The organism is Acinetobacter sp. 22301 (assembly GCF_052045285.1).
GTDB classification, from domain to species: domain Bacteria; phylum Pseudomonadota; class Gammaproteobacteria; order Pseudomonadales; family Moraxellaceae; genus Acinetobacter; species Acinetobacter pittii.
This window is the reverse complement of record NZ_JBQEOR010000006.1, coordinates 203,811-228,416: the sequence shown is the minus strand read 5'-3', so window position 1 is coordinate 228,416 and position 24,606 is coordinate 203,811. Positions and strand designations below refer to the sequence as shown.

At 37.7% G+C, this 24,606-nt stretch carries 21 protein-coding genes and 1 tRNA gene; 9 read left to right on the top strand and 13 right to left on the bottom strand.

What is annotated here, in order from left to right:
• A partial coding sequence (locus tag ACTJJH_RS11710) for an IS3 family transposase (protein ID WP_440601157.1) occupies positions 1-160 on the top strand: 160 nt, incomplete at its 5' end.
• A 366-nt stretch (positions 161-526) separates the two neighbouring features.
• Here the strand turns inward: ACTJJH_RS11710 and ACTJJH_RS11705 are convergent.
• The 6 genes from ACTJJH_RS11705 to efp all read right to left on the bottom strand — a co-directional run bounded on the left by ACTJJH_RS11705 (position 527) and on the right by efp (position 6,898).
• The gene (locus ACTJJH_RS11705) at positions 527-1,933 is read right to left on the bottom strand and encodes a molybdenum cofactor biosysnthesis protein MoeA (protein ID WP_440601156.1); all 1,407 of its coding nucleotides are present in this window, start codon (positions 1,931-1,933) and stop codon (positions 527-529) included.
• A 54-nt stretch (positions 1,934-1,987) separates the two neighbouring features.
• A complete protein-coding gene (locus ACTJJH_RS11700) occupies positions 1,988-3,049 on the bottom strand; it encodes a NucA/NucB deoxyribonuclease domain-containing protein (protein WP_005068002.1) in 1,062 nt (353 codons plus the stop codon).
• 469 nt (positions 3,050-3,518) lie between these two features.
• Positions 3,519-3,595: transfer RNA gene (locus ACTJJH_RS11695), tRNA-Val, on the bottom strand.
• 167 nt (positions 3,596-3,762) lie between these two features.
• Positions 3,763-4,068 (bottom strand): YbdD/YjiX family protein, encoded by a 306-nt coding sequence (locus ACTJJH_RS11690; RefSeq protein WP_000980869.1) that lies wholly within the window; start codon positions 4,066-4,068, stop codon positions 3,763-3,765.
• Entirely contained in the window at positions 4,068-6,164 is a 2,097-nt protein-coding gene (locus ACTJJH_RS11685) for a carbon starvation CstA family protein (protein ID WP_005068001.1), read from the bottom strand. The genes ACTJJH_RS11690 and ACTJJH_RS11685 overlap by 1 nt, the downstream gene beginning before the upstream one ends.
• A gap of 164 nt (positions 6,165-6,328) precedes the next feature.
• Positions 6,329-6,898 carry an elongation factor P gene (gene efp / locus ACTJJH_RS11680; protein ID WP_002118666.1) on the bottom strand — a complete coding sequence of 190 codons (570 nt, stop codon included), beginning with the start codon at positions 6,896-6,898 and terminating at the stop codon, positions 6,329-6,331.
• 73 nt (positions 6,899-6,971) lie between these two features.
• On the opposite strand from efp, the gene epmB reads away from it, so the two are divergent.
• The 3 genes from epmB to ACTJJH_RS11665 are packed head-to-tail and all read left to right on the top strand — an operon-like array spanning position 6,972 to position 11,857.
• The gene (gene epmB, locus ACTJJH_RS11675) at positions 6,972-7,988 is read left to right on the top strand and encodes an EF-P beta-lysylation protein EpmB (RefSeq protein WP_440601155.1); all 1,017 of its coding nucleotides are present in this window, start codon (positions 6,972-6,974) and stop codon (positions 7,986-7,988) included.
• A gap of 15 nt (positions 7,989-8,003) precedes the next feature.
• On the top strand, positions 8,004-9,749 hold the full coding sequence (locus ACTJJH_RS11670; RefSeq protein ID WP_025466675.1) for a hypothetical protein: 1,746 nt from the start codon (positions 8,004-8,006) through the stop codon (positions 9,747-9,749).
• Positions 9,746-11,857: an EAL domain-containing protein gene (locus ACTJJH_RS11665; RefSeq protein ID WP_161282500.1), complete on the top strand. Its 2,112-nt coding sequence runs from the start codon at positions 9,746-9,748 to the stop codon at positions 11,855-11,857. The genes ACTJJH_RS11670 and ACTJJH_RS11665 overlap by 4 nt, the downstream gene beginning before the upstream one ends.
• 62 nt (positions 11,858-11,919) lie before the next feature.
• Here ACTJJH_RS11665 and rpmE read toward each other — a convergent pair whose 3' ends face one another.
• The 4 genes from rpmE to ACTJJH_RS11645 form a co-directional block, all read right to left on the bottom strand.
• Positions 11,920-12,144 (bottom strand): 50S ribosomal protein L31, encoded by a 225-nt coding sequence (gene rpmE, locus ACTJJH_RS11660; RefSeq protein WP_001200845.1) that lies wholly within the window; start codon positions 12,142-12,144, stop codon positions 11,920-11,922.
• 197 nt (positions 12,145-12,341) lie between these two features.
• Positions 12,342-13,313, bottom strand: a complete 972-nt coding sequence (locus tag ACTJJH_RS11655) for a bile acid:sodium symporter family protein (protein ID WP_014207306.1) — start codon at positions 13,311-13,313, stop codon at positions 12,342-12,344.
• Positions 13,314-13,446: 133 nt separating this feature from the next.
• A complete protein-coding gene (gene gloA, locus ACTJJH_RS11650) occupies positions 13,447-13,848 on the bottom strand; it encodes a lactoylglutathione lyase (RefSeq protein ID WP_005067992.1) in 402 nt (133 codons plus the stop codon).
• Between the two features lie 22 nt (positions 13,849-13,870).
• On the bottom strand, positions 13,871-16,045 hold the full coding sequence (locus tag ACTJJH_RS11645; RefSeq protein ID WP_440601154.1) for an AmpG family muropeptide MFS transporter: 2,175 nt from the start codon (positions 16,043-16,045) through the stop codon (positions 13,871-13,873).
• Between the two features lie 165 nt (positions 16,046-16,210).
• Between ACTJJH_RS11645 and ACTJJH_RS11640 the strand changes: the two genes are divergently transcribed.
• Positions 16,211-18,829: a Lon protease family protein gene (locus tag ACTJJH_RS11640; RefSeq protein WP_320124341.1), complete on the top strand. Its 2,619-nt coding sequence runs from the start codon at positions 16,211-16,213 to the stop codon at positions 18,827-18,829.
• Positions 18,830-18,880: 51 nt separating this feature from the next.
• Here the strand turns inward: ACTJJH_RS11640 and ACTJJH_RS11635 are convergent, their stop codons facing one another.
• From ACTJJH_RS11635 to surE, 3 genes are all read right to left on the bottom strand, one after another.
• Positions 18,881-19,810 (bottom strand): LysR family transcriptional regulator, encoded by a 930-nt coding sequence (locus tag ACTJJH_RS11635; RefSeq protein WP_002118686.1) that lies wholly within the window; start codon positions 19,808-19,810, stop codon positions 18,881-18,883.
• Positions 19,811-19,912: 102 nt separating this feature from the next.
• Positions 19,913-20,740 carry a peptidoglycan DD-metalloendopeptidase family protein gene (locus tag ACTJJH_RS11630; protein WP_002119027.1) on the bottom strand — a complete coding sequence of 276 codons (828 nt, stop codon included), beginning with the start codon at positions 20,738-20,740 and terminating at the stop codon, positions 19,913-19,915.
• 111 nt (positions 20,741-20,851) lie between these two features.
• A complete protein-coding gene (surE, locus tag ACTJJH_RS11625) occupies positions 20,852-21,622 on the bottom strand; it encodes a 5'/3'-nucleotidase SurE (RefSeq protein ID WP_002118784.1) in 771 nt (256 codons plus the stop codon).
• A 101-nt stretch (positions 21,623-21,723) separates the two neighbouring features.
• Between surE and ACTJJH_RS11620 the strand changes: the two genes are divergently transcribed.
• The 4 genes from ACTJJH_RS11620 (at position 21,724) to ACTJJH_RS11605 (ending at position 24,580) form a co-directional block, all read left to right on the top strand.
• Positions 21,724-22,095 (top strand): MCR_0457 family protein, encoded by a 372-nt coding sequence (locus ACTJJH_RS11620; RefSeq protein ID WP_440601153.1) that lies wholly within the window; start codon positions 21,724-21,726, stop codon positions 22,093-22,095.
• Positions 22,096-22,249: 154 nt separating this feature from the next.
• Positions 22,250-22,672, top strand: coding sequence for an MCR_0457 family protein (locus ACTJJH_RS11615; RefSeq protein WP_002118406.1), 423 nt, complete (start codon positions 22,250-22,252; stop codon positions 22,670-22,672).
• A gap of 126 nt (positions 22,673-22,798) precedes the next feature.
• Complete coding sequence (gene dacC, locus ACTJJH_RS11610) at positions 22,799-23,947, top strand: D-alanyl-D-alanine carboxypeptidase PBP5/6 (protein ID WP_002118558.1); 1,149 nt, start codon at positions 22,799-22,801, stop codon at positions 23,945-23,947.
• A gap of 90 nt (positions 23,948-24,037) precedes the next feature.
• A complete protein-coding gene (locus ACTJJH_RS11605) occupies positions 24,038-24,580 on the top strand; it encodes a gamma carbonic anhydrase family protein (RefSeq protein ID WP_320124339.1) in 543 nt (180 codons plus the stop codon).
• Positions 24,581-24,606 lie beyond the last annotated feature (26 nt).

Genomic DNA, 24,606 nt, shown 5'->3' with positions numbered 1-24,606 from the left:
AAAATCGGAGTGCTTTCATGGTGAAAAATTTCAATCAACTGATGAGTTAGAGAAAACTATACGAGAGTACATTCATTATTATAATCATGAGAGAATCAAGGTGAAGCTACAAGGTTTATTCCCTGTACAATATAGAAACCAGTTTTTAAAAACTGCTTAACTAACTGTCCAACTTTATGGGGTCAGATCATCCTACCGCTACGGGAAAGGGACGAGTAGCTACCACACAAGACTATTCCTCAGAAGAAATAACTCTGATGCGGGAGATAATATTCAGCCTGTCAAAGCCGGCTGGCAATGTGGCCAGCAGGCAAAGGATAGTGCTCTGCCCTTTAGCAGTCAAGCACACAAAATGACATTTGCTTTAAATTAGATCATTAAAAAGTAAGGATAAATAATGGATAAGTGATTGTTAAAGTGGGGTTTATAAAGGTGGGGGTTTTGGCAGCTATAACTTTATAGGTTGTAACCTTTTAACAAGTTTAAAGGTTACACCGCTCAATTAAATTATAAATAGAAATTAGACTTAACCTATTTTCATAAAATATAAATCAGTGCCTTTTGCAATTGTCTGCTCTTGAAAAGGTACTATCACAATACAATTCGCTTTAACAAATGGCTCTATCTGATATGACTGTTGTTGCTCAATAATTTCTAATACATATTCCCCATTTTCTTGAGGCTTATAGTGCCCCCATAACAACTTTCTATTTGTCACATCAGGAACAATCTCTATGTCAGTTTTACCTTTAAAGTAAGCATGATCAAAAAAGTCTGAGATGTGCTTATTCAAAATATATTTCACAAAAGCATGCATTAGAATCGCAATATCTTGGATGTCACCCGGTAAATTAATAATAGTCGCTTTGTCTTCTGTAACGACTACACGCATACCTTTATGATTACCGCTTTCATCATATATCTGCACAGTCTCACGACTAGGTGGAGTCCTATCTTGTCCTTTAAGAATTTTAATTTCATTAGCTGGCATACAACGTGTATTCAAGGCTGATGACATGCTGCTTTGATCAAAGATTGGAAGTTTTTCAAGCTGGAATAAAGAAGAACGATTATTTTGATATGTGCAGCAAATAATGACATCAAAGTTTGAAGTTTGTTCTTCAAAGAATTTTATATAATCGTCCCTGCTCGTCGTTAATGAGTCATCTAAAGCTGGGTCATTATCTTTTTTAAGATTATTAAATGCAGCATCAAAACGTTCAGGTTTGAGTGATTTGATTTCTACCTGTTCGTAGCCCCATGTTTTCAAGACATCTTTAACATACAGACTTTCCTCACTCATTTCTTCTTTATCAAAGGAATGCATACTTACAATGAGGATTCTGGGATTTTTATATATAGATAATTCTTTGATTCCTGCTCGTCTTAAAACAATTAATTTTTCAGGAGTCAGTTTCTCATCTTTTTTTAGAATTACATCGCCTTGTTTAAATATACTGCCCTTTGGGATAACACCATGCATGGCAGGAATAGAACCAGTAATCTTTTTAGCATCGGTATCAGAAAGATCTAATCTTTCATCTTGTTCAGCAATCACTGAGTCTAAAGACTCTGGTAATTTTGTATAGGCAGGAATTTCTAACAAACTTGGAGCTTTTAGATCTAATTTATACGGATTAATAGATCTATAAAGCTGTTGTCCCCAATAATACCAATGAGTAATTAATAAAGGGCTATCTTTACTTGCAGATTGAGTTGTTTCTGAGTTAAGAGCCCAACCCGCATATTCAGATAAATTATTCAGAGGATAATCCTGTGAAGCATATACATCACTTGCGTTAACTTGATTTATTGCTTTATCCAGCTCTACAGTTTCTTTTAAATCACCTTTAGGCAAATTTATATTGATATGATAAAAAATGTCCGTTAAATGATTTGGTAAGTTATCTGGTATTGGAAGTTTTTTTTGCATAAATATAGATCCTAGAAGTACCTCAAATAGGAGGTACTTCGCTAATTTTAATTATTAATCAACATTAATAAAGAACTTATCGCCATCTAAAACGCGTTCGGTATTAAAGAAAGACCCTAAGCGGCTACCTGCTCTACGGTTATCAGATGCATCAATTTTTTTCACTGAGGCACCTGTGCCGCCTTGATGAGTAGCTGCAAACGGGAACTCATCACAATCGCAATCAGTTGCGACTTCATCAGAATCACCTGTAAAGAAACATTTTGAACCGACCGTTGGTCCATATTTGACTTTGCACATTTTTACAGATTCGGCACGATTATCTTTACGAGTTTGAGCATCTCGTAATCGAGTTAAGGCAGATGCACTTGAACTAGGAAAAACTGAATTGGTTGAACCTGCAATAAATTTACCTGGCTGTCCAGCCGCAAATGCTTCTTTAATATGCTTTGCAGACTCATCTACATCTGGATCAGTAATTTTAATTGTAGTAAGAACAGGAGGTACATCTGGATATACACATCCTTTCGTATTTGCCTTAGCTTTACCTATGTCACAGCGAACACCTGGACTATAAATCCCTGGTTCATAACTTGCCGCATCATTAAATGAAGCGTTCGCTTTGACAACTTGAAAAGATACACTTGGAGATAAAAATAAGGGATTTGAAGAAGCCAATTCAGTGCTAGATGGGGTGAAAGTAGTGGTAGATTCTAAAGATAAACCATTTACTAAATTAATTGGATTGCCGTAGACAGTCTTTGTTGTACAGTTATAACAGTACAACTCAGGTCGTACTTTTAGAGAATCACCAGTTTGCCCTATAATTTTTGTGCGCAGTTTATACTTGAATGTCCAAGTTAATGCATTTTTTGGATTATCAGAATAAACATATGCAACTACTTTCGCAGTACCTACATTTAATCCTTTTGCATCAGTCAATGGAATTTCAAATGGTTCTGACTCTAAACAATGTGCCCCTCTATTTATATAGCTATCTAGATCTTTACCAACTTTTTTACAAATTGGCGATACATCCAAAGCACTAGCAGCATAACTAGTTGTTACCATGAATATTGAAGCTAAAGCTATTATATATTTAGTTATATTTAACATGAAATTTCCAATTTTATAAATTTAAAAAATCATTCTAATAAGCCATTTTGGCTTACCAAAATGAGGGCGAATAATAACATAATTAAAAAATAAGTAAATTTATTGATTATAATTGATAGCTTACATTTACCAATTGGTATTTTTTAAATTATGACCAATAAAAAATTTAAAATACTATTCACGTAATTACTAGTCAAAAATTTTACTAAAACATTTTATTTCAACTATTTTATTAAGCTTTATTTCAATGTATTCAAATAAGAAATTATATTCAAAAGCTTAGATATCATTATTTTTAACTCCCTTAGCTTGGTCTTACAAAAAGAAGGATTTACTTTTTAATTATTATTTTTTTAGAAGCGATCTCGGTTAAGAAATTTATTAAACCAATAAAAAAAGCCCTAAACCATTATAGTTTAGGGCTTTTTAAGTCATATAAAGCTATTCGAGTTTATATGACTTTAAATCTTGGTAGGTATATCCAGACTCGAACTGGAGACCTCTACGATGTCAACGTAGCGCTCTAACCAACTGAGCTATACACCTAGAATGGAAAGCATAATATTCATTTTTCAAAAGCAAAACAAGTGATTTGCCATCGAAAAAAATACAAATGAGCAGACTTTAAGCAAACTCTTTTTCGTTTTCCAAAAAAGAAAAACGGTACATGGTTTAACCACATACCGTTTCTTTAGCTGACTATTAATCTCAACTTAACAAGGGCATTTCTTTAAATTACCACCTGCCGATGGATATCTCGAATCAACACAATGACGGTAGAAAGTCGTCGCATCCATTGGAGTTAAATCAGGATGATGAGCCTTCATATGCTCCAGATAAGTTTGATAGTCTGGAACCCCAACCATGAGTCGAAAGCTTTGCTGCAAACGCTGCCACAAGGTTGCAATGCGCGACCAGTTCTTTGGAGAAAGTAATAGCTCTTTTTGCGAGAGCACTGTCATTTTGATGATTTTCGCAATAATGACAGTTCCATTTTTTGCAAATTTAAAATTCATCATTACTCTCCTCGTGGGGTGACCACTTTCGGATCAGCATATACAGCTGGTGCTTCATGAGCAGTTGGTGTCGGGCTTGCTAATGCACGGCGCACAATACCAATTGCAGCAATCACCATCACAATCGCAACGATCATGAAGAAGCCACAAAGTGCAGCGTTGATTTGATTCGACATCACAATCGTCTGCATTTCTTCAAGTGTTTTTGCTGGTTTTAATATTTCCCCACGCGCAATCGCATCTGAAAATCTATTCGCTTGCGCCAAGAAACCAATCTTTGGATTTTCGTGGAAAATCTTTTGCCATCCCGCAGTCATACAGGTAATGAACAAGAAAATTGTTGGGAAAATCGTGACCCATACATATTTTTCTTTTTTCATTTTAAACAGAATAACTGTACCCAAAATGAGTGCCATTGAAGCCAACATTTGGTTACCCACACCAAATAAAGGCCAGAGTGAATTGACACCACCTAACGGATCAATCACACCTTGATAGACGAAGAAGCCCCATCCACCTACCGCAACAGCAGTACCTAGCAAATTACCAAAGAATGAGCTTGAAGATTTAACCGCAGGAATAACAATACCCACAGTGTCTTGCACCATGAAACGACAAGCACGAGTACCCGCATCGACAGCAGTTAAAATGAATAATGCTTCGAATAAAATCGCAAAGTGGTACCAGAATGCCATCATTTGGCGGCTGTTAAAAATTTCAGAAATGATATGTGCCATACCAATCGCAAAGGTAGGTGCACCACCTGTACGTGAAAGAATCGAGCTTTCACCTACTTCTTGAGCCAACACCGTTAGCATTTCAGGCGTAACGACAAAGCCTAAATTACGCACAGCTTCTGCCGCTGATTCTACAGTTGTACCGAGTACAGCCGCAGGCGCATTAATTGCAAAATACACACCCGGGTCTAAGACAGTTGCACAGATCATCGCCATAATACCGACGAAAGATTCCATGAGCATGCCGCCGTAGCCAATCACACGAATGTCAGCTTCGTTATCAACGAGTTTTGGTGTTGTACCACTTGAGACAAGCGCATGGAAACCAGAAATGGCACCACAGGCAATAGTAATAAATAGGAATGGAAATAAACTACCTGAGAATACAGGGCCAGTACCGTCAATAAAATGTGTCACGGCCGGCATTTTCAATTCAGGTAATGCAATCACAATACCAACGGCCAAGCCAAGAATGACACCAATTTTAAGGAATGTTGATAGATAATCACGTGGCGCTAACAATAACCAAACTGGTAAAACTGATGCGATAAATCCATAAATGATTAAGCACCATGTAAGCTGTGTTCCTGTTAAGGTGAAAAATTCACCCCAGTATGGATCTGCTGCAACCTGTCCACCATAAACGATGGCAAGCATCATTAAAACGAAGCCGATAATAGAAACTTCGGCAATACGTCCCGGGCGAATAAAACGCATGTAAACGCCCATAAACAATGCAATTGGAATCGTCGCTGCAATACTGAAAACACCCCATGGACTATGGGCAAGTGCTTTCACCACAACTAATGCCAGTACCGCAAGGATAATAATCATTACCCCAAGCGCACCAAGCATGACCACAATACCGGCAAAAGAACCGAGTTCTTGTTTTGCCATTTCACCAAGTGAGCGACCGTCTCGACGTGTTGAAATAAATAAAACTAAAAAGTCTTGTACCGCACCCGCCAGAACCACACCGACCAATAACCAGATCGTTCCTGGTAAAAAGCCCATTTGTGCAGCCAAAATTGGTCCGACTAATGGCCCCGCTCCTGCAATTGCAGCAAAGTGGTGACCGAAAAGCACGTATTTATTGGTGGGAACATAATCCAGACCATCGGCCAAGCGATGCGCTGGGGTTAAACGTCTTGGGTTTAATTCAAATACTTTAGTTGCAATAAATAGACTATAAAATCGATATGCGATGCTATATACACATGCTGCAGCAAGTACAAGCCAAACCGCATTGACATGTTCACCACGACTGAGTGCCAGCATCCCAAAAGAAATTGCACCTATTATTGCCACTAGGCTCCAGACCAGCTTGGAGGGAAGCGTAGATTTCGCTTGCATTGTGTCCATTCTTAACCTCTCAATAAATAACTACAGCATTTTTATATTGTTATGTACTGTTTCTCTTAATCCCTGTGACTCTACTCCTCCTTTTTCTTTTTTCCTCTTATACTTTCGCATAAAAAAAGGGATGATTTACATCATCCCTTCGATAATAGTGTATTTTTTAACTATTATGCACGCTCTAAATAATCGCCAGTACGAGTATCTACACGAACGCTTTCTTCTTGCTGAACAAATAACGGAACACGAACAACCGCACCTGTTTCAAGCTTAGCTGGTTTACCGCCACCGCCAGATGTATCACCACGTACGCCCGGATCAGTTTCAACAATTTTCAATACAACGAAGTTCGGTGGGCTTACTGTTAAAGGTACGCCGTTGAACAACATAATTGTACATTTTTCATTTGAATCGTCTTTTAACCATTTAGCAGCATCGCCCATTGCAATTTTGTCTGCCGCGATTTGCTCAAAAGATACAGGATCCATGAAGTTCCACATTTCACCATCGTTGTATAGGTATTCCATTTCAACTTCAACGATGTCAGCTGCTTCTAAAGAGTCACCTGATTTGAAAGTTTTTTCTAATACTTTACCGGTTTTAAGGTTACGTAATTTTACACGGTTGAACGCTTGACCTTTACCTGGTTTTACATATTCGTTTTCCATGATTGAACATGGGTTACCATCAAGCATAACCTTAAGGCCTGCTTTGAAATCATTTGTAGAATAATAGGCCATGAAAGGCACACTCCAAACTTAACAAGTCAACTATGCGATATAATGCGTTGTTGCATTATCTTAATCGTGTCAAATGATAAACTATTTATACCAAGAGCAAAACTGGCAATCTCAACTGAGTGACCTTATTACTGATCCTTCGGAATTGCTAAGCCTACTCGAGTTATCCTCAGAACAGCTATTATCGGGTGCGATTCTGGCTTCTGAAAAGTTTAAATTGCGTGTTCCTCGTGCGTTCGTCGGAAAAATGAACGCTAAAAACCCGTTTGACCCGCTTTTGCTACAAGTATTACCTCATCATTTAGAACTCGAAGAACATCCTGAGTTTGTTACTGACCCATTGGGCGAAGAAGCAGCCAATCAGTTACCGGGTGTATTACATAAATATAAGTCACGTTTTTTATTAACCTTGACGGGTGCTTGTGCCGTTCATTGCCGTTATTGCTTCCGTCGTCATTTCCCCTATCAAGAAAATTTGCCAAAAAATGAAGATTGGCTAAATATTAAAAACTATATTGAAGCAAACCCGAACATTAACGAGATCATTTTGAGTGGTGGTGACCCGCTTACTCTTTCTAACCGTAAATTAGCACTTTGGTTAGAACGCCTATCATCTCTCAAACAAATCCAGATTCTGAGAATTCACTCACGAGTCCCAATTGTTATTCCTAACCGGATCGACGAACAGCTAATTTCTTTATTAAAAAACAGTAGGCTGCGTATAGTTCTGGTGGTACACTCAAACCATGCTTCTGAACTCGATGACTTTACTTGTTCAAAATTGTTGCAGTTATCTGACCATCACATTACTGTACTAAATCAGGCAGTATTGCTGAAAGGTGTCAATGACTCTGCACAGACGTTAATTGATTTAAGTTATCGTTTATTTGAAGCTCGCGTTATGCCTTATTACTTACATGTTTTAGATAAAGTAAAAGGTGCACAACATTTTGATTTAGAATCATCCGAGATAGATGATATCTATCGTGACGTGTTAGCGAACCTACCGGGGTATTTGGTTCCTAAACTCGTCAGGGAAATTGCGGGCGAAAAGAATAAAACACCGCTTTTTGGGGCAACAACTTTTTGAGTTATATAATAAGTGATGATGAATAATGCGCTGTCGGACATTTTTCACAATCAAACCGAACTCACTCGTGAACGGTTAAGCTTTTGTGAAGCCAATATTAAAGATCTTAATGAATGGGTCACTACCCTTTCTATTATGCAACTCGGTGATACGTCAAAAGCATTATTCACAGCCATTTTAGAACTCAATGAATTAAAATGTAGTGAAACCCTACGTTTCGATCTCATACAAACGCTTCATCCAACCATTAACAATGTACTCGCCAGCCTAGAGAAAAACTTCTTTAACCAAGGCGTGATTAGTACAGATCGTAATGAGCACATTATTGAATTAGCGATGTTGCTCCGTTGTTATTTCGCCAGTATTTATCTAAATATTGCACAAAATAGTCATGAGCAGCTACAGCATCAAAAGTTTTCAATCTTTGCCTACAAGCAAAAAAAGAATTTGCAAACGGCGCGTACTTTATCGACGTTTCATGCGCTACAACAATTAACGAGTCTCCTTTATCAGCAGCACATGCTTTATAGCGAGCCTCTTAAAGGGCAATGGTTAATAGCGCATCAGCTCTATGAAACCGCAGTTCAGCACAAATATCATCTCATCAATATCAATCATATTCAGGGTATCCACCACCCGTTAGCGAATATTACACAAGCTTATGCTCAGTTGATTTTGCTAGATATTTTAAATACGAATCAGATTCGTCAGTCAGAAATTCAGGCATTGTTTCAATGTAGTTTTGACTGGGCAAGAATGATTCATATTTTGCCAAAAGATACCGCATTAACGAAATATGTGGTCGATCCAAATAAAGACCACCCACCTGTTTATAATACAAAGCGTAGCTCTAACTTTAACCCTAGCATCTTCATCGGTACGCAAGCTTTACTTGAGCATGTCACTGCAACCATGCATAAAAATGCTCAATATATTTCTAAGAATGAAAAGTTTTATTTAAGCCCTGCTTTAAAGTTTCATGTTCAAACGATTTTAGGAACCACGGCTCAACGTCGCCATGAACGTTATGAGTACAATGCAGAGCTTCAAATTTGTTTTGGTTTAAGCACTGCCCATTTCTATCTATCAAAAGCAAAAAACTTTGAAGAAACGCTACAGCTTAACCATAACTATAATTTACAAAGCGAATCTAAGGTTTTATCCAACTTAGAGAAAAAAGAACAACAAACAAGCTCTTATCAACGCTTGAGTCGTGAGAGTAAAACCATTTATCAAACCACCGTTCTCGATATTAGTGTCAATGGATATCGTATTAAATGGTCTGGCGAAGCACCAAAGAACTTAAGAACTGGTGAATACATTTTAGTTAAAGAAACTTTGCATGGACAATGGCGTGGCGGTGTGATTCGCTGGATTAAACAATCGACAGAAAAATCCCTAGAGTTAGGTTTAGAGATTTTGTCGCAAGCTATGTTCCCTTGTTCAGTGCATATTCAAGCTGAGCGTCATACTCGCAATTATCATCCCGCACTATTACTACAAACACAAAATCTAGAAGAAATACAAAATACGCTTATTTTACCGGGCTCTCAAATTTTTAGAGAGCAACAAACAATTCATTTACGATTGGGGACAGAAGAAATCAAAGTGTATCTACTCAAAGCACAGCTCATTACGCAAAGTTTTATTCAATTTCATTTTGAACTTTTGAATGAGCAGCAACAAGGTCTGCTTGATCAGTTCATGATGAAAAAGGGTAATAACTCTAGCACTCAAGATTTATGGGAAGCACTAAAGTGAGAAACTCTTTATTATCTAAAAAGTTAAAACGTACTGAAACACGTTTACTCATTATTGATGACAACCAGCTACGTTATAACCAGATTTTAAATTTATTATTGGGGAATGATTATCAAGTTCAGGCATTATTACTTGATGATTTAAAAAGTTTTGAAAAACAGTTAAATACGCCGTGGGATGCTATTATTTTTGGTCGTGCTTATGACCTAAAAATTGAACAAACTCTCTCCCTCATTCAAGCATCTGAGCAGCCAAATTTACCTGTTTTATTATTACAACCTGAAGATTATCAGCCTCAACAATATCAGGCTTATATTCAAAAAGGTATCTATGATGTAGTTCCATTAGAACCATTAGATTATTTTTATATCACTCTTATTCGGACCTTGTCGTATAGCCAGTTATTGCAGACTGAACAACGCCTGACAAATGAGTTAGAAACAATTCACTCCCATACACAAACATTGGTCAACAATAGCCATAAAGCAGTTGCCCTTTTTCAAGAAGGGATGCATGTTAAGGCAAATACAGAATACCTCAACCTTTTTGGATTTAAGCAAGAAGACGAGATTATTGGCCTGCCAATCTTAGATGTTTTACAACCTAATGATTTAAATGTTTTTAAACAAAGATTTAAGAAAATTTCATTAGGCCAATTTGATCAGGCACGTTTTGAAATTCAGAGTCAACATGCAGCAATCGCAGGTAACAATGCTCTAAAACTAGAGTTTATTCCTAGTCAGGAAGAAGATGCCGTACAGTTAACCATTGACTACCAACTGGATTTAAAAACACCTGCAAATACACTTTTTTCAGAAAAGAGTTATGGTGTACAAACGCCTTGGCAACAAATTAATCGACAACTATCGACCTACCCTGCTCAAGCCAACGCATTAATTTTATTTAAATTAAATCAATGCCCAGAGCGAGTATTTCAACAAGATTGGCAAACTCCTGCACAATATTTCAATCAGCTGCACAGTTTCTTAAAAGAACACGCGCAAATGCCGATTTTTAATATCGAACTTGGTGCATATGTTGGCGTTTTACAAGCTGAAAACAGCACAGTCCTTAACTCCCAACTGAATAGTCTGCAAAGTTTGCAAAAAGAGCATTTATTAAAGATTAATGAGCTTAATTACTCGATCCAATTTAAGCTGAGCTATGCCTCAATTACTGAACCTTTAAATGAAGATAGCTTTACAAGCTTACTTGCTCAAACAAGTCAGCAAGAGTTACCTAAGGCGCAGGCAGAAATTGAGTTGGCACCAACCATCGATATTATCGCTCCTGAGCCTGTCAAATCTTCTATATCGCTTGATCTAAGCCTTGAGCAAGTCGATGCTCCTTTGCAATCTTCGTTATTGCAGCAATTAAAGCAGCAGCTAGCTCGAAGTGAAATTCATTTAAAATATCAGCAAATCTACGATAAACACGATCAAGAAACCCATAACTATGAGGTGACTAGCGGTTTTATTAGCGATGAACAATGGTATGACATAAATGACTTGGCTGAATTAAGAGAAGACAGTGAACTTTCTATTCAATTAGATCGCTGGATTTTGGTTGAGGCATGTAAGCAACTACATAACTTTATTACTCAGTACCCGAAAGCCAAACTGATTATTAACCTGAATATTGATATCTTGCTCAAAGATAAATCCTTCCCCGAGCTAATTTCAAAACTACTCACCATTATTGGTAGTAAGCTTGAAAGCCCACTGGTTTTACAATTTTCAGAACAAGCAATTCAGCCTCATCTTGCAATTGCTCAGCAACACATAGCTTGCCTGCGTCAACACGGCGCAGAAATTTCGATTCGGGATTTCAGCTCTTCTATGTATAGCGAATCAATATTGCAACAACTAGACGTTCAATATTTAAAACTGCAATCGAAGAAAACTGAGCTATTAAACTCAGATGATGGCCTAACACGCTTACAAGAAAAGGTTTTGAACTATTTGACTGTAAAACCAGTCGGGATTTTACTGAGTGATCTAGATGATATGAACTTATTTGCTAACGCATGGAATGTGGAAACGCGTTTCTTGCAAGGTCGCTATTTCCAGAAAAAACTTGATCGATTAACAGACGTACAAGACCAATAATGGTCTTGTGCTGAAAAACAAAAAACGGGCATAAAGCCCGTTTTTTGTTTCGTATTGCAGTATTAACGCTTGATAGAGCGAGACATACCAGCAAAACGTTGTTTGAATTTGTCGATACGACCACCAGTGTCTACATTCTTTTGCTTACCAGTGTAGAATGGGTGGCAAGCTGAACATACGTCAAGGTAGATAGTTTCTTTACCTAAAGCAGAACGAGTTTCGATTACGTTACCGCAAGAACAAGTTGCAACTAATTTTTCATATTTTGGGTGAATATCGGCGCGCATCGTCGATTACTCCTAATTGGAAGAAAGGCTTAAGCTGTCATCGCAATTGATCACTCTCAACTTAAGTTGAGGACAGGCTCAAAATGAGCAGATCAACACCACAACAGACCATTCTTTTGGCCCACCGAAACCTCTAGGGTTAGAGCTAAGCACAACAAGTGGGCAACATTATACGTCAAATAATTTTTTTTTGCGAATTAATCTTGGGATTTAGCCAAGTAATTTGCGATCACCCCACACACCATTAACTGGATTTGGTGAAAAATCATAATAGGTAACACGATCATGCCTAATGGTTGGCCAATAAATAAGATTTGCGCCATCGGAACACCACTCGCCAAGGTCTTTTTGGAGCCACAAAAGAAAACTGTAATTTGATCTGCTCGGTTAAAACCTAAAGCACGCGGTAGGTAAAGTGCTAATAGCATAATAATTGTTAAAAGTACTGAACACGCAATTGTTAGAATGAGTAAAGTTTTCCAACTTACTTGATGCCAAAGCCCTGCAACTACTGCTCCACTAAATGCGCCATACACCACCATCAAAATCGAGCCTTGATCAAATGCTTTAACAATACTCGGAACTTTTGCCATATAAGGGAAAATATAAGGACGTAATAATTGACCTAAAATAAATGGTACTAATAGTAATAATGTAATTTGTATAATTGAAGTCGTCGGATCAAATCCATGTTGGCTTTGGCCTAAAATAAAAAAGCTCACCAAGACTGGTGTAATAAACATACCAATCAAGTTTGAAAAAGATGCACTGCACACCGCTCCCGCCACGTTCCCTTTTGCCACTGATGTAAATGCAATAGAAGATTGAACTGTAGAGGGTAAAAAGCACATAAATAAAAAACCCCAGTACAGCTGTTGACCTAACAGAGGTAATAAAATTGGCTTAGCCAACAGACCAATTACAGGGAAAATAAAGAAAGTAAATGCGAAGACCAGTAAATGCATTTTCCAATGCAAAATACCTTCAATTACAGCCTCACGTGATAGTTTCGCGCCATGCAAAAAGAATAAGATTGCAATCGCGACTGTGGTCAGTGTATTGAAATATTGAGCTGCTTGACCACTGACTGGAAAAAATGTTGCTAGTAGTACCATTCCAACTAACAAAACTGTAAATCGATCAAGAGCCAATAACTTCAGCATAGCCATATCCTATGATTATTCTAGATAAATAAAAAACCCAGTTGATAAATTGACCATTTGGTCAAGCGTTCATCATACTGGGCTAAAAAAATAAAGCTAGGCTTTTAAGAACTAATTCTTAAAGCATCACAGTCAATTTTTAGTTATTTGTCGCATTAGCATCTTGTTGAATCAATTCGACTTTATAGCCGTCTGGATCTTCAACAAATGCGATAACAGTAACACCACCTTTCATTGGCCCCGCTTCACGCACAACTTTGCCACCACGTGCTTTAATTTCTTCACACGCTTTGTAGGCATCGTCAACACCAATGGCAATGTGGCCATAGGCATTGCCTAAATCATAACTTGATGTATCCCAGTTATGGGTAAGCTCAAGCACGGTATTGGTTTCTTCATCGCCGTAACCAACAAATGCTAGTGTAAAGCGCCCTTCTTCATAATCACGCTTACGAAGTAACTTCATCCCTAATACTTCGGTATAGAACTTTAAAGATTGTTCTAAATTGCCTACTCGCAACATTGTATGAAGCATTCGCATATATTTATCTCCTAGGAAACTTTCATTTTGATGATTGATTAGCCAACAATTTACCCACCCAAATCACGAGTAATAAAATTGGTAATCCCATCAAAAATGTAGCCGTAAAAAAGCCTGAATAACCGATATGATTCACTATTGTACCTGAGTAACCACCAATCGTTTTTGGTAACAACAGCATTAGCGAGCTAAAAATAGCATATTGCATGGCAGTAAATGACACACTAGTTAAACTAGAAAGAAATGCAATAAAAACTGCCCCAGCTAATCCGGAGGCTAAGTTATCAAATATGATGCCCATTACTAACCAAACTTTGCTATAAGGAACAACTACTTTTCCTTTCAATTCGATATCCATATTTTTATCAATCGGAATCGCTGGAATATCGGATAAATTCATACGATAACGAGGTTGATTCTCTTCTAGCTGCTTTTGATAAGAATGGTTTAAAGTTAAAGTATGTATTTGCTTATTGGCTTCATAGTTTGCTTCTACTTGTATTGAATTAAGTTTAGCAAGATCATTTCCAGGAATAATAACATTCCAATCACTACCTTTAATCTTACCTTCTATTTTATTTTGTGAATTCAACAAAATACTAACGGATTTTAGCTCACCATTTTTAGGTAGATTCAATAAACTACCATGAAGAATTACATCTTTTTTCAGCTCATCTTTATATAAAAGATTATCTCCACCAATTGCTTGAACATAAATATCTGGTTGTGATTCTGAGTTAAATACTTTTAATGGAAGGTTTATATTTAAAGGTTCAGCATAGCCTACAGGCTGAGAATTAATTGAGACTTCATTCTGAGCTGACGTCAATGTATTACTCGGGAATTTTAGTGACCAATTTCCCACTTCATCAGGGCTTGTAGTATAAGTGTGATCCCCTATATGAACTTGAACATTTTGCATAGTAGCGCCAGATTTAACTAATCCAACAAAAATCAAGTTGGTAGTGCTTGCTAAAATTGCTCCTAACAACATCATTTTCATTACATTATAGCGTTGCGCTAACATTCCTCCGAGAAAACCACCCAATATGACAAAGAAGATTGCAAAAAACTTATTAAACCAAGCAATTTCCTCTTTATCAAAATTTAAGTCTAAATAGAATAAATTAGCCATTACACCAGCAACGACATCTGAAATACGATAAAAACCTATTAGCAATAAAATTGCTAAAGCAACTTTTAATCCATATCGCTTAAAAAAATCTAGTAAAGGTGACAACCATGTTTCTACAACAATTTTCTTATTAATTAGACCAAACTTAATTAACCCAAAAATTACAATAACCGCAATTGATATACTAATTAAAAATTTAATGACTAAAAGTAGAAAGTTTAAAAAAGCATCTTCGATAGAAAACGAATCAAAAATTAAACCAATTTGGTAAAAGCTAATCCCAAAAACGATGGTTGAAATAACAAAAACCGAGAATAACTGAAAATAATCTTTAGCTTGATAGTGATGTTGAATACGTTTAACTTCAGGCTCATGAATAAATAATGTTGTAATTATTCCTATACCCATGAGGCCTGCCATTAATAAATATGTAGTTCGCCAAGCTTCATATATATAATTACCAACAGCTGTACCCAGTGAAGCTGCAAATAATAACGCACCTAATTGTGTAATGATTGTAGCAGTACGATATCCAGCATTATACGTTGAAGCTAAAACAGTTTGCACATTAGGATCTTCAGTTAATTCAATACGATAAGCATCAACAATAATATCTTGAGTAGCTGAAGAGAAGCCAAGGAAAATAGCAGCTGCTGCCATAATGGTCAGATTTGAAAATGAGCCAAAATCAGAAGTATTCGGTAAGGGATTTGTAAATGCCATTAAACAAATTGCACAGATAACCAAAATTTGTGCAACTAATAGCCAACTACGTCTTAACCCCATTTTTCTTGTTAAATAAGGAAGTGGTAATTTATCTATCAAAGGTGCCCAAATAAACTTGAACGAATAAGCCAAAGCTGCCCAAGAGAACATGGTGATAGTACTTCTGTTAATTCCAGCTTCAGTCAACCAAAATGATAAAGTTGAAAAAATTAGAAATATGGGAATTCCTGATGAAAAGCCTAAAAACAACATAATAATTGCTCGGCGATCCAAGAAGGCCATAAAGGAACTTTTCCACCCTTTTGATTCAGCACTCATTCGTTTTTTATTTTCCATAAATTATAAATGTGCCTATTCAAACCCTTCTTACAATTCCTTTCAAGATTCTTTATGCAATCAATTTTGTTTTGGCGATAAAAACGGCAAGTTTGCTTGATATTTTATGCTAAACCTGTATACCTTTAAGCTTCAACCTTCGTTTTCTTTTGCTGGATATCAACAGTGACACAAAAACTTGATCAAGTGACCATCTCAACTTTATCACTCGCTAAAACAAACACCACAAACGTCACAATAAATGCATTTCCTTCAGCTTTTGAGCAACCTGATATAAAAATGACTTTGGATAAAACAGCCTTAAAACCCGAACAACTTACACATATTCCAGATTTTGAAAAAATTCCAGCTTCTACAAAACGTATAAAACCGCTTAACAACTTTTTAGGGCAAGACCGTGCCAAAGCATCGGTAGAAGCAGGTATTTCTTTACCCTACTCTGGCTATAACATTTTTGCAGTAGGAACAGCAGGCTTGGGTAAACGCACCATGATTAAGCGTTTACTCCAACAACATGCGAAAACAATGCCTACTCCAGATGACTGGGTATATGTCTATAATTTTAAGCAAGCACGCCAACCACTTGCTTTACGCTTCCCTGCTGGACAAGGAACCAAGTTTCAGCATGCCCTTCATCAAACTTGGCAAATTATTTTAAAACAGCTTGAACGCCGTTTTAGTGCCGAGACCTATCATAACCGTATTGAACGTATCCGTGAGGAAACTGGAGATGAGCAGCAACAAGCGCTTGTCGAGTTAACCAAAGAAGGCGAAGAGCTCGACTTAAAACTCATCTCCCGCAATGAAAAGCATGGCTTTGTACCTGTACAAGTAAAAGATGATCAGGTGCAAGAACTGACTCAAACAGAAATTGATGCTTTAAATACTAAGCAACGTGCTGAAATTGCAGCGAATGTTCGCTACATGGATAAAAAGCTCGAGCGTCTTGGTTTGCATTTAGGTGATTTAGAAGATGACGCACGTGACAAAGTCTCTGTGTTGAATCGAGACATCGCGACCCAAGTGGTTAAGCCACGCATGGATTTGATTTTAAATAAATATGGTCAAGTCAAAGGCCTTGAAGATTATTTAAAACAATATGCTCAAGATGTAATTGATAATGTTGAACTCATTTTAGAGCAAGAAGAAGATGACTTTGCTCCAGCAATGTTCAATCGTGTGCCTGCACGTTATCAGGCCAATGTAATTGTCTCAAACAAACCAAACAGTGGTGCACCGGTTATTTTTGAAGATTTCCCAACGCACTACAACTTGCTTGGTCATGTTGAACAACTTACTCACAACGGCACAATTACCACAGATTTCACTCTCATTCGTCCAGGTGCTCTACATCAAGCGAATGGTGGCTTTTTAATGCTTGAGGCTGAGCAATTACTCGAACAGCCTTATGCATGGCAAGGTTTAAAACGTGCCTTAAAATCAGGTCAGCTCAAGCTTTCCTCTCTTGAACATATGCTGACGTTAACAGGCTCTATCTCGATAGAACCTGCTGCTGTTCCACTTGATATTAAAGTGGTTCTTATGGCAGAACCTGAAATTTATTATGAAATTTTAGAAGTAGAACCAGAGCTTGGCAGCGTATTTAAAATTCGTGCAGATTTTACCGATACTCTGCAACGTAATGACGAAAATGAGCAAGCCTACATGCAGCTAATTGCTGATTATGTACAAGCGGATAAATTACTTCCGTTTGATCGCAGTGCTTTAGCAGCTTTACTTACCGACTCAAGTCGTCAGGCAGAAGACCAAAGCTCACTGTCGTTACATGCTTCAACTTTGGGCGACCTCATTCGCGAAGCACATCACCATGCTTTTAAAGCCAATGAAAAGCTTGTAACTGACCAGCACATTAACTTGGCACTACAACACAGACAGTATCGCTTAGGCTATTTAAGAGAGCTTTACTGGCAAGATCTGTCACGTGGAACTCAGTTAATCGAAACTTCTGGTCATCGTTTAGGTCAAATCAATGCCCTCTCTGTTATTCACTATGCAGATGTTGAGTTTGGTTTACCTTCACGTTTGACTGCGTCAGTCTATCAAGGTGGCGGTGATATTCTTGATATTGAGCGTAGTGTAGAGCTTGGCGGTTCACTACATGCCAAAGGCGTGTTGCTCATGTCTAGCTTCTTGAAAGCTCACTTTGGTCGTGAACAGATTTTACATTTCTCTGCTGCGCTTGCATTTGAACAAAGTTATGGACAAGTGGACGGCGACAGTGCAACAGTTGCCGAGCTTTCTGCATTAATTTCTGCAATTAGCCAAATACCAATTGATCAATCATGGGCAATTACCGGCTCTATGAACCAGTTAGGCCAAGTTCAACCAATTGGTGGTGTAAATGCAAAAATTGAAGGCTTCTATGATGCTTGTAAATTACAAGGTTTAACTGGCAAACAAGGTGTCATTATTCCACGTCAAAACATGCAGCATTTGATGTTACGCCAAGATGTGATTGATGCGGTACAAAGTGGTCAATTCCATATCCATGCAATTGATACGATTGATCAAGCGCTTGAGATTTTAATGGCCCGTCCTGTCGGTACACTCGACAAAAAAGGTAAGTACAGTAAACACTCTATTTATGCTGCTGTAATGGAGCAACTCGAATATTGGCAAGCCATTGAAGATGGCGCAGAAATTGAAGAGGAGCCAAAGAAGAAAAAGAAAAATAAGAAAAAAATTAAGAAGCATGAAGAGCTTACGGCGGAAGGCCTACCACAAGAAAGCGCAGAAGAAGTCGCAACCTTAAAACAGAAGTAATAAAAAAGGGCCTGTCAAATACAGGCCCTTTTTACTTTTAGAGTGGCAAAATTAACGAACGATTTGGATCGCTCGTCCTCCTGCTAACTGACTAAAATATTGTTTAAGTGCTTCAACACAGCGCTGAATTTTCATTGGCTGTTGGTCATGCTTGGCAACTTCTGCATACAAAGTAAAAGTTGGTAATTTCCAATCTGGCATGAGTTCAATTAAAGAACCATTTTTTAACTCTTTTTGAGCATCTAAATATAAAATTCTTGCAATACCATGTCCTTGCTGACATAACGCTTTTGCAACTTGTAAATTATTGCTCTGCAAACGGCTTTGCATTTCAACATTAAGTGTTTCGCCCGTTTTTACATGTTGAAAATGGAAATGGTGTGCGTCATTCATGACATTGATCGATAATAATTCATGATCTCTTAAATCATTAGGATGCACAATTGGACTAGACTGATTCAGATAACTTGGAGAAGCTACTAAAATCTGATCGACAAAAGCCATCGGAATGACAGAGCTACTTTCTTCTACTGGCGTAGAACTCATGCGCACTGCAATATCAATTCGCTCTTCAATTAAGTCGATATAACGATGCCCAACTTCAAAATGCACAGATAAACCGCGATGAGCTGACATCCAGTGAGATAACGCAGGAATGAGGTGCTGAACTGCTAAATCAGGAGTAGTTGCGATACGCAAATCCCCAATTAAGTCATCCCTCAACTCATTAATTCTGATTTTCCCCCTTTCAGCAGCCGCCAACATTTCTTGACAGCTTGAAAAAAAAGCCTGTCCGGCTTCTGTCAAACTGAGTTTACGCGTGGAGCGATGTAATAGAATTACATCCATTTCATGCTCAAGGGATCGAATCTGCTGGCTCACCGCACTTGTTGTAATTCCTAATTCACGTGCCGCACCACTAAATGAACTTTTTTCAACCACACAAGCAAAAACACCCATCGCACGAAGCTGATCTAACATAGGTTTCCTCAAATCTAATTCTAAATTTATAAAAAAATGCTTATTGTTGTAATGAAAGCAACCAATTATATTATACGAGGAAACCTAAGTTTTATGCATTAGCTATTTTGGTAAAAGATTTATAGGATTAATTGGTTTTCCATCCAAACGGATCTGGAACTCAAGCATGACCTGAGAAGCCCCAGTAGAGCCCATCTCTGCAATTTTTTGTCCAGCAGTTACATTGTCACCGCTTTTCACCAACATCTTGCTATTGTGGGCATAGGCACTGATATAGCCGTCAATATGCTTAATTAAAACCAGATTGCCGTATTCTTTTAAGCCATCAGCTGCGTAGACAACTTGACCATCTGCTGCGGCATAAATAGGGTCACCCTGATTTCCACCATAACGGATTCCTTTGACATTATTTGCCAAATTAAACCCTTGAATCACTGGCCCGTTATTCGGTTTTATCCAGCGTAAACTAGAATTTGGTGCAACCGAAGTCACTGTCGTATTCGTTGACGGTGCGGTCGTTGTAGGCTGAGTTACTGGTGTAACAGGTTGTGTGGTTGGTAGAGCAATGGTTTGACGTTTGATTTGCTCAGGTTGTGCCATGACTTGCGTAGATACTGTTCTTGGTGAAGAACCTTTCTTCAAACGCAAAGACTGATTAACATAAATACGATATGGCGGAGCAATATCATTCATTTCGGCAATACTAATATAGTCGAGGCCATAACGCATTGCGATACCACTTAAAGTATCACCTGAACGAACTGTGTAATAGTTAGGAGCCATTGCATAGCGAGAACTATTATTAATTTGTGGTTTAGAAGCACACCCTGCCATAGCAACGGTAAAACCTACAGCCACAGACAACAACATAATTTTCATTATTTTGTCTTTTTGGATATGCACTCTGCTTTGTTGCCCAATTAAATGCATTGATCTCCCTCACTAAATGCTACAAATCATTTCGGCTAAGAGTACCAAAAAAGTAAGAGGAAACACGTTCCTCTTTTTCTTTATTCACAAAGTTATAACATTCGAGGCAAATTATTGACTCAAACTGATCTGTAAATCTTCTAAAACAGCGTAATTTGTTGCATCCATTTGAATAGGGGTAACACTTACATAACCGTTTGCAACGGCAAAGAAATCAGATTGAATCTGGCTAGAAACACGTTGCGGATCTGTAACCGCCTCACCTGCTAATCCAATCCAGTAAACTTGACGTCCGCGTGGATCGACATGACTGGTAATAGGCTTAGATTGAGCACGGCGCCCTTGATAAGTAATCTGTGCTCCTTTTAACTGCGGCACGTCAGGAATATTAATATTAAAGATATGTCGCGGAGGTAAAGCTGGTAATCCGCTTGCAATAAAATCATGTACCCATTTAGCAGCCTGAGCATAATCTTCTTTATTGTTATAGGCACGCACATCAGGACCCGCTAAAGACACAGCGATTGCAGGTTGTTTCATTAAACGACCTTCAAATGCGGCCCCTACCGTTCCCGAATATAAAACATCATCACCTAAGTTCGCGCCACTATTGATTCCGCTCACGACCAAGTCAAACTCAAAATCAAACAATCCATTCATGGATAAATAAACACAATCTGCTGGTGTACCATTCACTGCCCAAACATCTTCGGCAATTTGAATGGGGCGTAATGGTCGATCCAATGTTAATGCACTTGAGAAACCACTTCTTTCACTTTCTGGCGCAACCACAACCACGCGTCCAAGTGGTCTTAATGCTTCAGCTAAAGCCTGTATACCTGGCGCAAAAACACCGTCATCATTCGCAATTAAAATATTCACTAAAATCTTTCTCTACAAATAAACCTAAAGGTTTTCACAATTGAATTATTTGTTGAATTATATATATTTATGCCTCCATAGCATTATAAAATTGTGAAAAAATGAAAACTTTCGCTCCTTTTTTTCAGGTATTGGGGATCAGTATCACATTGTGTACGCAAGCGGTTTTTGCAGATGAGGATATCTCAACACAAGAGGCTGATAGCTTAATTAAAGATGACATTGCCGCAACGCAAGTTTTGCAGGAAATCTGCCCTACTTTTGTCGGAACAAATAAAAAATTTGAGTCAAACGCTCAAAAGATTATTGCGATGTATTTAAGTGGTTATTCAAATAAATCAATGACCTTAGCAACTCTACAAAACGATGCTGAATTTAAAACTTTATTAAATGAAGCACGTCTTGCGGCAAAACAAATGGACCATCATGAGCAACATGAGCTCTGTGAAGAGATCGTTAATTATAAAGAATAGATCTTACTCTTTTATGATATAGAAACTTATTCATTTTGGGTTTTCTGTTTGCCATTAAGCAGAAAACCAACATAACAATACATTTTTTCCATTTTTTTAAATTCTAAATTGGTTAAGCTAACGGCATATTTAGAAATTTTATTTTGGGTTATCGATGTTTATGAAGAAAAGCTTAGTTCAATCGCTCTCTTTGGTTTTACTTATGAGCATGGCAACAGCTGGTTTTGCTGCTGATAAGAAGAAAACAACTGAAAAGAAAACCGAAAATGAAAATGTTGTTGAAGTTACTCCACAACAAGGCACGACTCCTGAAGAATTAGCTGCAATTCAAGTGCTTTCTGAAATTTGTCCAAGTTTGATTGGTAAAAAAGACGCTGATTTTGCTCAAGGCTATGAACGTTTAGTTAAAGACTACCTACCAAATGAAACTGATGCTGTTTCTGCATTAGAAAAACGTAGTAAAGACAAAGCTTTCAAGAAATACTTAAAAGAAGCACGTAGCGATGCGAAAGCTGCTGGTGATGAACAAAACACATTAGTTTGCCAAGACGTGAAAGCATATCAATCGCAAAACTAAATTAGTAAAAAACTCTTGAGTTACAATACTGTTTGAAAAAGCCGACTTCTCCCGTAGAAGTCGGCTTTGCTTTATCCTAAAATGCTAGGCTCTTCTGCTTCATACAAGATATTGGAATTACCTAGAATGACTCGAAAAAGCGCTATTGCTGCACTACTCCTCTTACCAAGTTTTTCTTATGCAGCAACTGTCTTATCAGCTCCGCCAGAATTAAATAATAAGTCTTATGTATTAATGGATTATGAGACAGGACAGATTCTCGCTTCTAAAAATGAAAACGAAAAGCTTGCACCTGCGTCTATGACAAAAATGATGACCAGTTACATCATTGAACAAAAATTATTAAAAGGTGAACTGACTGAAAATGAGCAGGTTCGTATGAACGAGTCTGCATGGTGTAAAGGAAGTAGTTCTGAATCATGTATGTATGTTCCTTTAAACGGTACAGCGACTGTTCTAGAAATGCTCCGCGGTATTATTATCCAGTCAGGTAATGATGCATCAAAAGCAATGGCTGAACATATTGCAGGAAATGAAGGCACGTTTGCTCATATGATGAATCAGGAAGCAAAACGTATCGGCATGGTGAACACCCAGTTTATTAACTCGACCGGCATGCCTGCTGAAGGTCACTATTCAACTGCAAAAGATATGGCTGTGTTAGCACAACATATTATTAAAGACAGTTCAAAATACTATCCAATTTACTCTGAAAAAGAATTTACTTTTAATGGTATTAAACAAGGTAACCGTAATGCCTTGCTTTACACTGACCCAAGTGTAGATGGTTTAAAAACAGGTCATACAGATGAAGCGGGCTACTGCTTAACTACTTCTAGTAAACGCGGTCCAATGCGTTTAATTTCAGTGATTTTTGGTACTCCAAGCATGTCTGAACGTGCAGACCAAACTCGTACGTTACTGGCTTGGGGCTTTGCAAACTTTGAAACTGCAAATGTTCAACCAGCCAATCAAGTTCTTGCAAAAGCAAAAGTTTGGTTTGGTAAAGAAGATGAAGTTCAAGTCGGTTTAGCGGAAAACTTTAGTGTAACTATGCCTAAAGGTAAAGCTGATGGCATTAAAACTCAGTTAGTCGTTCAACCTAACTTAAATGCACCACTTCAAAAAGGTCAAGTTGTGGGTAAACTTGTTGCTAGCTTAGATGGCAAAGTAATTGCTGAAAAGCCGTTAGTTGCATTAAAGCCAGTTGAAGAAGCAGGTTTCTTTGCTCGTTTAATCGACCATATCAAGCAATTCTTCAGCAACTTATTCTAATTTTAGAATAGTTGAATTTAGCACTCATGCTATTTAGCTTGAGTGCTTTTTTATTTTATAATTCGACTAAATTTTATTTTGATACTACTTATGGCAAAGAACATTCGTCCTTATCTTGAACATCACCCTCAAGTAGATAAAACATGTTATATCGATGAAATGGCTGTTGTAGTTGGTGACGTTAGCTTAGCTGAAAATGTTTCTGTCTGGCCTTTTGCAGTCATCCGTGGTGACGTAAATAGTATTCAAATTGGCAAAAACAGTAACGTACAAGACCATTGTATGTTGCATGTAAGCCATAAAAATGATGCCAAACCGAATGGTTCACCTCTGATTATTGGTGAAGATGTAACGGTTGGACACCATGTGACTTTGCATGGCTGTACCATCGGTAACCGTGTTTTAGTCGGAATCAACACCGTTATTCTAGATGACGTAATTATTGAAGATGATGTGATGATTGGTGCAGGAAGTTTAGTTCCGCCTCGCAAAGTCTTAAAGAGTGGTTATCTTTATGTAGGAAGCCCTGTACAACAAGTGCGACCATTGACTGAAAAAGAACTGGCGTTTCTTCCTTATTCAGCAAGACATTATGTAAAAGTGCAAAATAATCATAAAAATAGTAAAGTCTAACTTTGCTATTTTTAGTTTAATTGATA